15 protein-coding genes and 1 pseudogene are annotated in these 13,686 nt (G+C 64.1%); 11 read left to right on the top strand and 5 right to left on the bottom strand.

The genetic code is table 11. The features are described 5' to 3' along the window. Positions 1-31 precede the first annotated feature (31 nt). On the top strand, positions 32-214 hold the full coding sequence (locus RM192_RS12465) for a DUF1508 domain-containing protein (RefSeq protein WP_311507879.1): 183 nt from the start codon (positions 32-34) through the stop codon (positions 212-214). A 160-nt stretch (positions 215-374) separates the two neighbouring features. Next, positions 375-713: pseudogene (locus RM192_RS12460) on the top strand (DUF3470 domain-containing protein); the annotation flags it as partial. Between the two features lie 319 nt (positions 714-1,032). On the opposite strand, the gene rnhA reads toward RM192_RS12460, so the two are convergent. From rnhA to ispH, 3 genes are read right to left on the bottom strand one after another with little or no spacing between them, the layout of a single operon-like run. Beyond that, on the bottom strand, positions 1,033-1,464 hold the full coding sequence (gene rnhA / locus RM192_RS12455; RefSeq protein ID WP_311507878.1) for a ribonuclease HI: 432 nt from the start codon (positions 1,462-1,464) through the stop codon (positions 1,033-1,035). Further along, positions 1,461-2,447 carry a homoserine kinase gene (gene thrB, locus RM192_RS12450; protein ID WP_311507876.1) on the bottom strand — a complete coding sequence of 329 codons (987 nt, stop codon included), beginning with the start codon at positions 2,445-2,447 and terminating at the stop codon, positions 1,461-1,463. The genes rnhA and thrB overlap by 4 nt, the downstream gene beginning before the upstream one ends. A gap of 2 nt (positions 2,448-2,449) precedes the next feature. Continuing rightward, a complete protein-coding gene (gene ispH, locus RM192_RS12445) occupies positions 2,450-3,418 on the bottom strand; it encodes a 4-hydroxy-3-methylbut-2-enyl diphosphate reductase (protein WP_311507875.1) in 969 nt (322 codons plus the stop codon). Positions 3,419-3,543: 125 nt separating this feature from the next. Between ispH and RM192_RS12440 the strand changes: the two genes are divergently transcribed. The 9 genes from RM192_RS12440 (at position 3,544) to tatC (ending at position 10,906) form a co-directional block, all read left to right on the top strand. Beyond that, a complete protein-coding gene (locus tag RM192_RS12440; protein WP_311507874.1) occupies positions 3,544-4,206 on the top strand; it encodes a hypothetical protein in 663 nt (220 codons plus the stop codon). A 58-nt stretch (positions 4,207-4,264) separates the two neighbouring features. Continuing rightward, complete coding sequence (argS, locus tag RM192_RS12435; RefSeq protein WP_311507873.1) at positions 4,265-6,016, top strand: arginine--tRNA ligase; 1,752 nt, start codon at positions 4,265-4,267, stop codon at positions 6,014-6,016. A gap of 30 nt (positions 6,017-6,046) precedes the next feature. Next, positions 6,047-6,796 (top strand): SPOR domain-containing protein, encoded by a 750-nt coding sequence (locus RM192_RS12430; protein WP_311507872.1) that lies wholly within the window; start codon positions 6,047-6,049, stop codon positions 6,794-6,796. A gap of 83 nt (positions 6,797-6,879) precedes the next feature. Continuing rightward, positions 6,880-7,896, top strand: a complete 1,017-nt coding sequence (gene nagZ, locus RM192_RS12425) for a beta-N-acetylhexosaminidase (RefSeq protein ID WP_311507871.1) — start codon at positions 6,880-6,882, stop codon at positions 7,894-7,896. Then, on the top strand, positions 7,896-8,714 hold the full coding sequence (locus tag RM192_RS12420) for a ScpA family protein (RefSeq protein WP_311507870.1): 819 nt from the start codon (positions 7,896-7,898) through the stop codon (positions 8,712-8,714). Before nagZ ends, RM192_RS12420 begins: the two co-directional genes overlap by 1 nt. Next, positions 8,711-9,307: an SMC-Scp complex subunit ScpB gene (scpB, locus tag RM192_RS12415; protein ID WP_311507869.1), complete on the top strand. Its 597-nt coding sequence runs from the start codon at positions 8,711-8,713 to the stop codon at positions 9,305-9,307. Before RM192_RS12420 ends, scpB begins: the two co-directional genes overlap by 4 nt. A gap of 110 nt (positions 9,308-9,417) precedes the next feature. Beyond that, on the top strand, positions 9,418-9,660 hold the full coding sequence (locus RM192_RS12410; protein WP_311507868.1) for a twin-arginine translocase TatA/TatE family subunit: 243 nt from the start codon (positions 9,418-9,420) through the stop codon (positions 9,658-9,660). Between the two features lie 35 nt (positions 9,661-9,695). Continuing rightward, positions 9,696-10,088 (top strand): Sec-independent protein translocase protein TatB, encoded by a 393-nt coding sequence (tatB, locus tag RM192_RS12405; RefSeq protein WP_311507867.1) that lies wholly within the window; start codon positions 9,696-9,698, stop codon positions 10,086-10,088. Next, entirely contained in the window at positions 10,085-10,906 is an 822-nt protein-coding gene (gene tatC / locus RM192_RS12400) for a twin-arginine translocase subunit TatC (protein ID WP_311507866.1), read from the top strand. Before tatB ends, tatC begins: the two co-directional genes overlap by 4 nt. 143 nt (positions 10,907-11,049) lie before the next feature. Here the strand turns inward: tatC and RM192_RS12395 are convergent, their stop codons facing one another. Continuing rightward, positions 11,050-12,744 (bottom strand): amidohydrolase, encoded by a 1,695-nt coding sequence (locus RM192_RS12395; protein ID WP_311507865.1) that lies wholly within the window; start codon positions 12,742-12,744, stop codon positions 11,050-11,052. Then, on the bottom strand, positions 12,741-13,661 hold the full coding sequence (locus tag RM192_RS12390) for an NAD(P)-dependent oxidoreductase (RefSeq protein WP_311507864.1): 921 nt from the start codon (positions 13,659-13,661) through the stop codon (positions 12,741-12,743). The genes RM192_RS12395 and RM192_RS12390 overlap by 4 nt, the downstream gene beginning before the upstream one ends. Positions 13,662-13,686: the final 25 nt, after the last annotated feature.

Genomic DNA, 13,686 nt, shown 5'->3' with positions numbered 1-13,686 from the left:
TTTGCGCCGGGATCACCTGAGGGGAATCACGATGGCACACCGTTTCGAAATCCGCGAAAACAAGGCCGGCGAGTTCGTCGCCTATTTCTGCCACAACAGCGAAACGATCTTCTGGACCGAAGGCTACAAAAGCAAGGCCAGCGCGAAGAACGCGATTGAGTCGATTTTGAAGAACGGGCCGGGTGCTGAAGTGGTGGATACGACGGTCGATTGATGGCCTCTGTTTCCTGACTAGGCAGAGGGCCTCCAGCGCAAGAAGCGGACGTCGGCTTGTCGCAGTTATGCTCCAAAAGCTGCCGTTCGGACACGACGCCGTTACGGGCCATTGGCGATAGTGTAGGATGCCGTCAGATCATCGTTTGCAAGGATGTCGTATGACAGGCGTAATCACAGACGCGTGCATCAAGTGCAAACACATGTCCTGTGTCGAGGTGTGCCCTGTCGACGCTTTCTACGAGGGCGAGAACATGCTTGTCATCAGCCCGCTGGAATGCGTCGATTGCGGCTGTTGCATTGAGAAATGCCCGATCAGCGCAATCGCCTTTGATACGGATCCTGTCGCGCAACCATGGATCGCGCTAAATGCGACATATTCAAAACTATGGCCGAACGTGACGCGAGACGGCGGGCAGACGCCCGTTGATGCTGAGAAATTCCAAGAAGTCGTGGGCAAGTTCGACGCCTACTTTTCACCGGCGCCCGGCAAAGGCGATATCGGCAGCACGAATCGCAATAGTAAAAATGGGTGCTCTCATTGCGGTAAGGAGAGCGTGCTAGCAGGCTTGATCAGGAAAGTGAGAGGGTTGCTGACATAAGCACTGGCGTCGGTCTGCCGTCGAATGTCTGCACCTCACCTATTCCCACCACCCCATCACCAAAAGCCACCCAAAACCCGCCGTCGTCCCGGACTTGATCCGGGGCCCCGCTTTTCTTGGGGTTCCGCGCCACACCTGAAGTGTCAGAAGACAGCGAGGTCCCGGATCAAGTCCGGGACGACGTGGAGGTCGGGCGAGAGGCCGCGCGCCAAACCCCTCAGGCCGCAATCGCCGCGTCGCTCGCCAACTTATCCACCCGCTCGTTTTCCGGGTGGCCGTCGTGGCCTTTGACCCAGACCCATTCGACCTTGTGCGGGCGGACGGCTTCGACCAGCGCGCGCCAGAGGTCTTCGTTCTTCACCGGCTTGTTGTCGGCGGTTTTCCAGCCTTTTTTCTGCCAGCCGAAGATCCACTTGGTGATGCCGTCGATCACGTATTTGCTGTCGGTGTGGAGGGTGACCTTGCAGGGCTGCTTGAGCGCCTCCAGCGCACGGATGGCGCCCATGAGTTCCATGCGGTTGTTGGTCGTGTCCGTTTCGGAACCGGCCATTTCCTTTTCGCGTTCGCCCATGCGCAGCAGTGCGCCCCAGCCGCCCCTGCCGGGATTGCCCTTGCACGCGCCGTCGGTGAAGATTTCGACGTGCTTCATGCGAACACCCCCTTGTCGAATATGGCGGGGTTGGCGGCATAGAACTGCAGGCGGCGGGCGAAGGCCATCGGGTCCTTGCGCATGACCAGCGCATCGGCGGGCGTGTTCAGCCAGTCGTAGGCGCGAGTCGAGGTGAAGCGCAGCGCGGCGCCTTGGGCGAGCAGGGGGAGCGCCGCGCGTTCTTGCGGCAGCAGCGGGCGCAGGCTTTCATAGCCTTCGAGCAGAGCGGCGGAGAGGTCTGCACGGAACGTGCTGCCACTGGCATCGAAGCACCATGCCGCGTGGGTGACCGCGACGTCATAAGCCATCAGGTCGTTGCAGGCGAAGTAGAAGTCGATCAGGCCCGTCACCTTGTCGCCCAGCATCAACACGTTGTCGGGAAACAAGTCGGCGTGGATCACCGAGCGCGGAAGGTCGGTCGGCCATGCGGCGGCAATGCCCGGCAGATGATCCGCGACGATGGCGGCAAGCGCCGGATTGATCGCCGCGAGGCCGTCGGCACCGCAGGCATCGAACAGACGCTGCCATTCGGCAAGGCCCATTCCGTTGGCGCGGGTGCCCGGAAAATCGGCGGAGGCGAGGTGTAACTGGGCAAGCGCCTTGCCGACCGCACGCGCCTGCGCGGGGGTGGGTTCACTGACCGAAATGCCGGGCAGGAATTCGATCAGCGCCAAGGCCTTATCGCCGCGCATCCTGTATAGCGCGCCAGCGCGGTCGTGGATCGTGCGCGGGACGGGGCAACCCTTGGCCGCGAGGTGATCGAGCAGCGAGAGAAAATAGGGCAGATGTTCGATCTCGATGCGGAATTCGTACATCGTCAGAATGAAGCGCGCGCCCGATCCATTTGCCCCGGTGGTCTCGAGCAGCCAGTTGCTGTTCGACACGCCCTCGGCAATGCCCTTGGCCGAAACCAGTTCACCAACACCGAATTCTGCGATGAGCGCGGCCATGTCTTCCGCGCCGATCTGGGTATAGACAGCCATGTTCAGTCAACCAGCTGGCGCGGCAGCTTGAACACCATCTTTTCCTCGGCGGTGGTCACGGTTTCCTCGGAGACGGGGCGCAATTCATTGATGCGCGAAACGACTTCGCGGACCAGCACTTCGGGCGCGGAGGCCCCGGCGGTGAGGCCGAGCGTTTCCACGCCATCGAGCCACGACGGTTCGATCTCGCTCGCACGCTGGATAAGACGCGATGGCGTGCCAAGGCGTTCGGCGACTTCGACAAGGCGCAGCGAGTTGGAGCTGTTGGGCGCGCCGATCACCAGCAGGAGCTGGCATCGCTCTGCAATCGCCTTGACCGCAGCCTGACGGTTTGAGGTGGCGTAGCAGATGTCCTCGGCCTTGGGGCCCGCGATCTGCGGGAAGCGCGTGCGCAGAGCGCTGACGATCTCGGCGGTGTCATCGACCGAAAGCGTGGTCTGCGTGAGGAAGGCGAGCGGCGCTTCCTGACCGAAGGTGAGCGCGGCGACGTCTTCCACGGTTTCGACCAGCGTGATTGCCCCTTCAGGTACCTGGCCCATCGTGCCGATCACTTCGGGGTGGCCCTTGTGGCCGATGAACAGGATGTGCCGTCCGGCTTCGACCTGCCGTTCAGCCTGGCGGTGGACCTTGCTGACCAGCGGGCAGGTGGCGTCGAGCCAGTCGAGCCCGCGTTCGGTCGCGGTCTGGGGGACAGCCTTTGGCACGCCGTGCGCGGAAAAGACCACCGGCGCGCCATCGGGCACCTGATCGAGTTCTTCCACAAATACCGCGCCCTTGGCCTTCAGTCCATCGACGACGAAGCGGTTGTGGACGATTTCGTGCCGGACATAGACCGGCGCGCCATAGCGCTCGATCGAGCGTTCCACGATCTCGATCGCGCGGTCGACCCCGGCGCAGAAGCCGCGCGGGGCGGCGATAAGGAGGCGAAGCGGAGCGGGTCCGGCGGGCGTTTCTGGCAAGCTGGCGTTCATGCCGAGGCCCTTAGCAGCAAGCGCGCGCGCCTGCCATTGCCGAAAGCGGCCTTGGTGAGTAGAGGTGGCGCGAACGGTGGCGTTTCGGCGCGGCCTGTGCAGCTTTTGCCAAGGAATGAGTGCCCATGATCGCATCCGCCCGTCGAATGGCCCTGCTGGGCGCTCCGCTCGTGGCGGCGCTTGCGCTTTCGGCCTGTGGTGGCGGACGCGGCGAATTGGTGGTGGATGAGGCCGTGGGCGTGAAGGCCCTGCGCGATCCGTGCCCGCGCGTCGGCGTGCCGGACTATACTGGCGATGTGACGCTGTTTTCCGATCCTGCCCGCACCGATTCGGCGGCGGTCGATATCGTGGCCTCGCTCACCAATGTCCGTTCGCAGTGCAGCGATGGGCAGAAGCTCTATTCTCAGGCCAGCTTCGACGTGCTGGCTCGCCGCAGCGATACGCGCGGCGCGCGCCGGGTCGAGCTGCCCTATTTCTCCACCGTGGTGCGCGGCGGTAACGTTGTCGTGGCCAAGCGCGTGGGCAAGGTCGTGATCGACTTTGCCGATGGGCAGGACCGCGCGACCGGCAAGGCTCAGGCTGGCGCTTATGTGGAAAAGGCCGAGGCCGCCCTGCCCGAGGACATCGTCAAGCGCATCTCGCGCAAGCGCCGTGCAGGGGACGAGGACGCTGCGGTCGATCCGCTGTCGCAGCCCGATGTGAAGGCAGCGCTGGCCCGCGCGAACTTCGAACTGCTGGTCGGTTTCCAGCTGACCGACGCGCAATTGCAGTACAACGTGCGGAGGTAAATGCGGGCGGCGCATAGCGCCCTTTCGCTTTTCCCGCGATTCCGCTAGTCGCGCGGCCATGACTATTGGCCAGATCAACCTTCACGCCGACTTCGCTCGGGTAATCGACGCTGCGCTGGGTGCGCTGGAAGCAGCGGGTACGCTGCCCGGCGGACTGAACCGAGGCGCCGTGACCTGCGAGCCGCCGCGCGATCCCTCGCATGGCGACCTTTCCACCAATGCTGCGATGGTGCTGGCGAAGCCTGCGGGCACGAACCCGCGCGCGCTGGCCGCGCTGCTGGTGGCCGAGCTGGAAAAGGAGCCGCGCGTGGTCTCGGCCGAGATCGCCGGGCCGGGCTTCATCAACTTGCGCCTGACCGATGAGGCGTGGCGCGGCGAACTTGCACTGATCGCTACAGCGGGTGCGGACTATGGCCGGTCGGACATGGGTGGCGGCAAGATCGTCAATGTCGAATACGTCTCGGCCAATCCTACCGGGCCAATGCATATGGGCCATTGCCGGGGCGCGGTGGTCGGCGATGCGCTGGCCGACCTGCTTGCCTACAGCGGGCACAAGGTCATCAAGGAATACTACGTCAACGATGCCGGCGCGCAGGTCGACGTGCTCGCGCGATCGGCGCATGTGCGGTATCGTGAGGCTTTGGGCGAAGCGGTCGGCGAAATTCCGGCGGGGCTTTATCCGGGCGACTATCTCGTGCCGGTGGGGCAGGCGCTGGCTGCTGAATTCGGCGACGCATATGCCGCCGCTCCCGAGGGCGAGTGGCTGCTTTTGTTCCGGGCGCGTGCGGTCGCGGCGATGATGGACATGATCCGCGCCGATCTGGCGACGCTCGGCATCCGGCATGATCTGTTCTCGTCCGAAGCGGAGCTTCAGGCCTCGGGCAAGGTGGACGAGGCCGAGGCATGGCTACGCGCGCATGACCTTGTCTATGACGGCGTGCTCGAAGCGCCCAAGGGAAAGACGCTGGAAGATTGGGAATCGGTGGAACTGCCGCTGTTCCGCTCGACCAGGTTCGGGGACGATCAGGACCGCCCGATCAAGAAGTCGAATGGGGCGTGGACCTATTTCGGCGCGGATCTCGCCTACCATTTCCAGAAGGCGCAGAACGCCGACGCGCTGGTGGATATCTGGGGTGCGGACCACGCCGGGACTGTCAAGCGGATCAAGGCAGCAGTTGCGGCACTTACGAGCGCGGAGGGCGGGGTGCCCAAGCCGTTCGAGGTCAAGCTGGTGCAGATGGTGCAGTTGCTGCGCGATGGCGAGCCGGTGAAAATGTCCAAGCGTTCGGGCAACTTCGTCACGCTGTCCGAAGTGGTGGATGAAGTGGGCAAAGACGTGGTGCGGTTCACCATGCTTACCCGCAAGCCCGATGCGCAGATGGACTTCGATTTCGCCAAAGTGGTCGAGGCATCGAAGGACAACCCGGTGTTCTACGTGCAGTACGCCCATGCGCGTATCTGCCGGAATATCCGCAAGGGCGGCGACGAGGGCTTTGTGCCTTCGGGCGATAATCTTGCTCTGCTGGGCGAAGAAGAGCTGGCACTCGTCAAGCTCGCCGCGCAATTCCCGCGCATGGTTGAAGCGGCAGCGGTTGCGCGCGAGCCGCACCGCATCGCGTTTTTCCTCAACGATCTCGCCTCGGGATTCCATTCCTATTACAATCTGGGGAATGACCGGCCGGAGAAGCGGTTCATTGTGGCACATGACTCCGCATTGACTGCAGCCCGCCTTTTCCTCGCCGCGCAAATCGGGCAGGTAGTAAAGAACGGTCTGGCGCTTCTGGGTGTCGAGGCCGCGCAAGAGCTTTGACAAGACAGTTAATCGGCAGGGGCGCAGGGCATGAGTGGTGACGAACAGAACTCCTGGGAAGAGCAGGGCACCGGTACGGGCAAGCCGTTCGATGTTTCAGCTGAGCTCGGAACTGCGGAGCCTGTCGGCGAGCGTCTGGCGCTCGGCGATGAAGAGCGCCTGCCCTGGCTGGAAAGCGCCGACGACATCGATGGCGAAGAGGACGACAGCGGTAATGGCCGCCTGATCGGCTTTGCCGTGATGGGGCTGATCGTGCTGGCCGCGCTGATCGGCGGCATCTGGTATGCCACCAACAAGTCGAGCGGCCCGGCCAATGCTGACGGCAGCCTGATCGAAGCGAGCAAGGAGCCCTACAAGGTCGCGCCGAGCGATCCGGGCGGCAAGACCTTTGCCGGAACCGGCGATTCGAGTTTCAAGGTCAGCGAAGGCGAGAAGCCCGGCGCCAACCTTGCAGGGTCCGCTTCACCGACTCCGGCTTCGGCACCATCCGCCAAGCCGAGCGTGGCTGCTGCGGCGGGTGCTCCCAAGCCTGCGCCTGCCACTGGCGGTGTCGGCGTGCAGATTGGTGCCTTCTCGTCAAACGCCACGGCTGAAGCGGCTTGGAGCAAGCTTGCTTCGACGCATGAAGCACTCAAGGGCCTTTCGCACCGCGTGATCGAGGGCAAGGCCGATATCGGCACGGTCTATCGTTTGCAGGCGGTTGCTGGTGATTTGTCTGCAGCCAGCACGTTATGCCAGCGGTTGCAGGCCGGTGGCCTCAAGTGTCAGGTCAAGCGCTGACGCGCAGTCCTCACTACGAGTTTTCCCCCGCGAAGCGCTATCCCGGCCTTGAGAAAGCGCCGGGATTGCGCGACTCTTGAGCCATGCTGCCCGCGATTTTTGGCCTTTCCGGCCTGTCCCTGACCGATGACGAGCGCGCGTTTTTCCGCGACGCTGATCCTGCGGGCTATATCCTTTTCGGGCGCAACGTCGAAAGCCGGGCGCAGCTTCGTGCGCTGACCGATGAGTTGCGGGCGCTGCATGGGCGTGAGCGCACGTTCATCTGCGTCGATCAGGAAGGCGGGCGTGTCGCGCGGATGAAGCCGCCGGTGTGGGAAGCCTATCCGCCGGGTGAGCGGTTTGACCGTCTTTATGATCTGGCTCCTGCTAGTGCGATCGAGGCGGCGCGGGCCAATGCCCATGCGCTGGGGCTTGACCTTGCTGAAGCGGGGATAAGCGTCGATTGCCTGCCTTTGCTCGATGTACGCCAGCCCGGTGCGCACGATGTGATCGGGGACCGCGCGCTGGGCAGCGAACCGATGCGCGTGGCGGCGCTGGGACGGGCTACGCTTGACGGGCTGGCGCGCGCCGGGGTTGCGGGCGTTGTCAAGCACATGCCGGGGCATGGCCGTGCGCTGGCGGACAGCCACAAGGAGTTGCCGACCGTCACCGCTTCGGCGGAGGAACTGGCGACCGATCTCGCACCGTTCCGTACGCTACGGCACGCGAGCATCGCGATGACCGCGCATGTGCGGTTCACCGCTTGGGATGCCGATAATCCGGCGACTCATTCGGCTTTCGTGATCGATGAGATCATTCGCAAGAGCATCGGTTTTGATGGGCTGTTGCTGACCGACGATCTCGACATGCAGGCGCTTGGCGGAAGCGTGCCCGAGCGCGCGGCCAAGGCGCAAGCGGCGGGCTGTGACCTTGCGCTCAACTGCTGGGCGAAGATGGACGATATGGTTGGCATAGCCGCTGCGCTTGGCGCGATGGGCGCGCAGACCGCCGCGCGTCTGGACCGGGCTTTGGCGCCGACCGCTGCATTCGCTGGCGCGGCGGACACCGCCGAACAGGCAGCGCTTTTCGCCATGCGCGACCGTCTGCTGGATCTGGCGTGATGACGGACGTCGCCGCGCCAACGCTGTTTTCAGGTGATGAAGCGTGGGACGGCATTGCCGCTGCTCAAACCGACGACGCGGCGCTCTATCTCGAACTCGACGGGTGGGAAGGGCCGCTCGACCTGCTGCTCGAACTGGCGCGCCGGCAAAAGGTCGATCTGCGGACGATCTCGATCCTCGATCTGGTCGACCAGTATCTCGGCTACATCGAGCGAGCCGAGGCGCTGAAGCTGGAAGTGGCGGCGGACTATCTGGTGATGGCGGCGTGGCTCGCCTACCTCAAGTCGCTGTTGCTGTTGCCGCGCGATCCCGATGTGCAGCCAAGCCCCGAGGAACTGGCGCTCAAGCTGCAATTGCGGTTGCAGCGCCTGGGCGCGATGCGCGAGGCAGGTGCGCGCCTGATGGGGCGTGACCGGATCGGTCGCGACGTGTTCCTGCGCGGCAATCCTGAAGGTTTGCGGGTGGATCGCAAGGCCTTGTGGAAGAGCGATATCTTCTCGCTGATCCAAGCCTATGGCGCGCTCAAGCTGCGTAACCAGCCTGTGGTGCACATGGTGCGCGAGCGGGCAGTGATGACACTTGACGCGGCCCTGACGCGGGTGGGCAAGATGCTCGGAATCGCGATCGAATGGACCGACTTGCGGGCGTTCCTGCCGCTTGATGCCGATCCAGCCTTGCGCAAGTCGGCGCTGGCATCGAGCTTTCTGGCGGCGCTGGAGCTGGCCAAGCAGGGCCGGGCGGAGATAGCGCAGGATAGCGCGTTCGGCCCGCTGATGCTGCGGGCGGCTCCTTCGACAAGCTCAGGACGAGCGGCATGAGCGAGAGGCCCGACGATCTTGTTCGTGCCGTCGAAGCGACGCTATTTGCAGCCGAACAGCCGATGACGGTGCAGGAATTGTCGTCGCATCTTGCTGGCGCGTCGGTGGGCGATGCGCTGGAAGACCTGGCCGCGACTTATGCCGAGCGCGGGGTTCAACTGGTCGAGCGCGGGGGGCGCTGGCATTTCCAGACCGCGCCCGATCTTGCCCACCTTCTGCGCCGTGAAAAGGAAGAGCCGCGCCGCCTGTCACGCGCGGCGACCGAGGCACTGGCGATCATTGCTTATCACGAGCCGGTCAGCCGCGCCGAGATCGAAGCGATCCGGGGCGTGCAGACGGCCAAGGGCACGCTCGATGTGCTGCTGGAGGCCGGATGGATTCGCATTGCCGGGCGCCGTGAAGTGCCGGGACGGCCGACGATCTATGCCACCACGCCTGCATTCCTGACGCATTTCGGGCTTGAAACGCGCCGCGACTTGCCCGGAATCGAGGAATTGCGCGCTGCCGGGCTGCTCGACCCGGTGGATGAGGCGTTTGCCGTCTTGACGGGGGCAGACGATCAGGACACGGGAGCGATCGAACCGTCGGATTAAACCGACTGGCGGCGTTCACGAAAACAACGAAATGGATTAGCTGGTCAGACGCGACCGGACTTCCTATCTAGGGTCTCGCGCCTCCAGAGGGGCGTAAAGGAGTTAGTGACATGGGTGGTCTTTCCCTTCCGCACCTGATCGTGATGGCGCTGGTCGTATTGGTGCTGTTTGGCCGTGGCCGCATTTCCGAAATGATGGGCGATTTCGGCAAGGGCATCAAAAGCTTCAAGCAGGGCATGCACGAAGAGGACAACAAGCCTGTCCCCGCGCCGCCTGCGCAGATCCAGCAGCAGCAGGTTCCGCCCGCGCAGCCGGTGTCGCAGCCGACTTCGACGACCGATCAGGCCCAGTAAGCTCATTCGCGCACATCCGCTGAGGGCCAAGGGCCGTGTTTGACATCGGCGCATCCGAACTGTTGGTGCTGGTTATCGTGGCGATCGTCGTGATTGGCCCGAAGGACCTGCCCATGGCGCTGCGGACCGCCGGGCGCTGGGTCGCCAAAATGCGCGCCATGTCCAACCACTTCCGCTCCGGCATCGAAACCATGATCCGCGAGGCGGAGATGGAGGAGATGGAGCGCAAATGGAAAGAGCAGAACGAGCGGATCATGCGTGAGACGGCAGCGCAGGAAGCCGCTGCAGCGCAAGGCCAGACGGTTGCAGCCGCTGAGGACCAGAATGATCCACTGCCTGCAGCCGATCCATCACCCATGATGGTCGGTCCGATGCCCCCTGAGGACAAGGTGCGTGACCTGCCCGGTCCGGGGAGCGTCCAGCCATGATCAGCGACATCGACGAGAGCCAGGCACCGCTGCTCGACCATTTGCTGGAACTGCGCACACGCCTGCTGCGGTGCGTTTATGCGATGCTGATCGCTTTTGCCGTGTGCTTCTATTTTGCCGACGACATCTTTTCGATCCTCGCCCGCCCGCTGGTTGTGGCCTTCCCGCCGGGGCAGGGCAAGCTGATCTACACCAAGCTCTACGAAGCGTTCTTCGTCGAGCTGAAGGTGTCGATGTTCGCGGCGTTCTTCATCAGCTTTCCGGTGATCGCCAACCAGCTCTGGGCGTTCGTTGCGCCGGGGCTTTATGTGAAGGAAAAGAAGGCGTTTCTGCCGTTTCTTCTCGCCACGCCGATCCTGTTCACGATGGGCGCAAGCCTTGCCTACTTCATCGTCATGCCAACCGCCTTCAAGTGGTTCCTCGGTTTTGAAGGCAACAAGGGCGGGTTGCAGCTTGAGGCCTTGCCGGGGACGGGCGATTATCTCAGCCTCGTGATGCAGTTCATTCTGGCCTTCGGGATCAGCTTCCTGCTGCCGGTGCTGCTGATGTTGCTCAACCGCGCAGGGATTGTCAGCCGCGATCAACTGGTGAAAGCGCGCCGCTATGCAATCGTGGTGATCTTTGCGGTCGCAACCGTTGCGACGCCGCCGGATGTCGTTTCGCAGCTCATGCTGGCAATTCCGTTGTTGATCCTGTTCGAGGGCACATTGGTGCTCATGCGTTTTACCGAGCGCGCCGATGCCAAGCGCAAGGCGGAGGAAGAAAAGGGCGACCTTGTCGCTCTGCCGGCGGGCGAACAGCCACCACAGCTACCCTGACATGCGAACGGGGGCCGCAGCCCCCGTTCCTCCAGTCGGCACTGGCCCCGGTCAGGGCCGCAAAGCCCCCGATTGAGAGAGCGGCACGGGCTTTTGCAACGCAGCTTCAGACACCCCGCCCTCCGCCTTCCGCGTCGGGCTGTCTAACGTTTGTCAGTTGGAGTGGTTTCCGCCGTTTCTTCCACTGACCAGACGCGACCGCCGCCAATCCACGTTTCCATCACTTTTGTTGCGCGGATCTGTGCCGGATTTGCGACGAGTGGATTGGTGTCGACCAGCACGAAGTCTGCGCGAAGCCCCGGCGCAAGCCGTCCGAAGCGCTGTTCTGCAAAGCCTGCGTAGGCCGCGCCGCTGGTATAGGCGGCAAGAGCGCTGGTGCGGTCGAGCCGTTCCTGCGGTTGCCACCCGCCATCGGGCTGCCCGTCCGGCCCCTGCCGGCTGATCGCTGCGGCGAGCCCGGCCCAGGGGTCCGGCGCTTCGACCGGCGCGTCCGACCCGAACGCGAGCTTTGCGCCTGCGGCCTGTAGCGATTTCCATGCGTAAGCCCCGGCGAGCCGGTCAGGCCCGAGCCGGGCTTCTGCCATGAGCCGGTCCGATGTCTGATGAACCGGCTGCATCGAGGCGATCACGCCATTGCGGCCGAACCTCGCAAAATCCTTCGGGTCCACGATCTGGGCGTGTTCGATGCGCCAGCGGCGATCACCGCTGTAGGTCGCCGAAAGGTCCTCGATTGCGCCGATGGCGACCGCATTGGCAGAATCGCCGATGGCGTGGATGGCGACCTGAAACTTGTCCATCGCGGCGCGGCTCATCAGATTGCCGAGCTGGGTTTGCGACAATTGGCCAAGCCCGCGCGTCGAGGGTGCATCGGCATAAGGTGCCTTGAGCAGCGCGCCGCGCGATCCCAGTGCGCCGTCGAGATAGAGCTTCACCCCGCCCATGCGCAGGCGGTCGGCATAGAGCCAGGGCGAGGGGCCGGGGCCGCCGATCAGGACCATTTCATCGACACCGGCGGCGTAAGCCATGATCCGCACGTAGAGCCGGTTGGCATCCCCTGCGCGGCGATAGGCCTGCCAGTCCTCGATCCCGGTGCCCATGTCGGCAACGGCAGTCACCCCGCGCTTGAACAGGATCTGCTGCGCCGTGGCGAGCGCGGTATCGCGGTCATCGGCGCGGGGCGGCGGAACGCGCGCGGTAAGGAGGTCCATCGCCGTATCGACCAGCACCCCTTGCGGGCTGCCGTCAGCGGTCCGTTCGATCTTTCCGCCTGCCGGGTCCTTGGTTGTCGCCGTAATCCCGGCAATCTTGAGCGCCGCGCTATTGGCCCAGCCGGCATGGCCATCGACTCGCTGGAGCCACGCGGGGCGGCCCCCGGTGACGGCGTCAAGTTCGGCGGCCGTGGGGAAACGTCCGAGCTTCCACGTTTCCTGATTCCAGCCGCGCCCAATGATCCATGGCCTGTCGGGATGTTCGGCGGCGAACCTCGTGATCCTGCCGAGTGCATCCTGCAACGAGGTGGTGTCGGACAGGTCGAGCGTCAGAGCAGCAAAGCCGATGTCCATGACATGGGCGTGGGCGTCGATCATGCCGGGGAGCATGACGCGGCCCTTGCCGTCGACGTGGTACTGATATTCCTTCCGCGGCTTGGGCTTTTTGTCGCCCGCGTGGATCACGCGCACGATCATTCCGGCGCTGTCGAACAGCAGGCCGGTGAAGCTTTCTACCTGGCCGTTCGTGCCGATGGTCGAGCCGTGCACATTGTCGATGAGCGTATCGGCGAGCGCCGAGGTTGAAATGCCGAGCAGCAGCGCGCCGAGCGCAAGACGCACGCAGCTCATTTGCCCGCTTTCCGCCGGGGCAGGCGCCGTATCAGCGCGCTCGTATCCTCCCGGCCATGGCCCATGGCCTGAATGTCGACGTAGAACTGGTCAACCAGCGCGGTTACCGGCACGCTGGCGCCGATGTTGCGAGCTTCGTCCATGGCGAGGCCAAGATCCTTGCGCATCCAGTCGACGGCCAGGCCAAAGTCGAACTCGTCGCGGGCCATGGTGTGGAAGCGATTGTCCATTTGCCACGATTGCGCAGCGCCGCCCGATATGGCCTCGAATACCTTGTCGAGATCGAGATGAGCGGCCTGAGCAAAGCGGATCGCTTCGGACAACCCCGCCAGATTTGCGGCGATGCACATCTGGTTGGCCATCTTGGTGGTCTGCCCTGCGCCGGACTTGCCGACATGGACGACGCGCTTGGCGTAAGCCGCAAGGATCGGGCGTGCAGCCTCGACCGCCTTCAGGCTGCCGCCGCACATGACCGCCAGTTTGCCTGCCTCTGCGCCCGATTGCCCGCCGGTGACGGGTGCATCGACGCAGAGCAATTCCTTGTCGCGGCCCTCGACAGCGATCTGCCGCGCGATGCGCGCCGAAACGGTGGTGTGATCTATGAACAGCGCCCCCCGGCGCAGGGTTGAAAAGGCACCGTTCGGGCTGAGCACGACGTCGGCCAGATCGTCGTCATTGCCGACGCAGGTGATCACGACGTCTGCCCCATCGGCGGCTTCCGCCGGACTGGAGGCGACCCGCACGGATATGTTCGGATTGGCGGCCTGCCAGCCCTCGGCCCGCGCGGGCGTGCGGTTGTAGATCGTGAGATTGTGCCCGGCCTCGCCGAGGTGCCGGGCCATGGCTCCGCCCATCACGCCAAGGCCGAGGAACGAGACGCTGACAGGAGCGGCGGCGGGGGATGGCTGGTCGGTCATGTCCATGTTCATATCCGCTTTGGGG

The sequence above is a fragment of the Novosphingobium sp. MMS21-SN21R genome (assembly GCF_031846015.1).
GTDB lineage: Bacteria > Pseudomonadota > Alphaproteobacteria > Sphingomonadales > Sphingomonadaceae > Novosphingobium.
Note: the sequence above shows the minus strand (reverse complement) of the source record. Positions and strands in the feature narration are given on the sequence as shown.

Coding starts and splice junctions, on each gene's coding strand:
- RM192_RS12465 (WP_311507879.1), top strand. CDS start 32: ATGGCACACCGTTTCGAAATCCGCGAAAACAAGGCCGGCGAGTTCGTC.
- rnhA (WP_311507878.1), bottom strand. CDS start 1,464: ATGAAGCACGTCGAAATCTTCACCGACGGCGCGTGCAAGGGCAATCCC.
- thrB (WP_311507876.1), bottom strand. CDS start 2,447: ATGGCTGTCTATACCCAGATCGGCGCGGAAGACATGGCCGCGCTCATC.
- ispH (WP_311507875.1), bottom strand. CDS start 3,418: ATGAACGCCAGCTTGCCAGAAACGCCCGCCGGACCCGCTCCGCTTCGC.
- RM192_RS12440 (WP_311507874.1), top strand. CDS start 3,544: ATGATCGCATCCGCCCGTCGAATGGCCCTGCTGGGCGCTCCGCTCGTG.
- argS (WP_311507873.1), top strand. CDS start 4,265: ATGACTATTGGCCAGATCAACCTTCACGCCGACTTCGCTCGGGTAATC.
- RM192_RS12430 (WP_311507872.1), top strand. CDS start 6,047: ATGAGTGGTGACGAACAGAACTCCTGGGAAGAGCAGGGCACCGGTACG.
- nagZ (WP_311507871.1), top strand. CDS start 6,880: ATGCTGCCCGCGATTTTTGGCCTTTCCGGCCTGTCCCTGACCGATGAC.
- RM192_RS12420 (WP_311507870.1), top strand. CDS start 7,896: ATGACGGACGTCGCCGCGCCAACGCTGTTTTCAGGTGATGAAGCGTGG.
- scpB (WP_311507869.1), top strand. CDS start 8,711: ATGAGCGAGAGGCCCGACGATCTTGTTCGTGCCGTCGAAGCGACGCTA.
- RM192_RS12410 (WP_311507868.1), top strand. CDS start 9,418: ATGGGTGGTCTTTCCCTTCCGCACCTGATCGTGATGGCGCTGGTCGTA.
- tatC (WP_311507866.1), top strand. CDS start 10,085: ATGATCAGCGACATCGACGAGAGCCAGGCACCGCTGCTCGACCATTTG.
- RM192_RS12395 (WP_311507865.1), bottom strand. CDS start 12,744: ATGAGCTGCGTGCGTCTTGCGCTCGGCGCGCTGCTGCTCGGCATTTCA.
- RM192_RS12390 (WP_311507864.1), bottom strand. CDS start 13,661: ATGACCGACCAGCCATCCCCCGCCGCCGCTCCTGTCAGCGTCTCGTTC.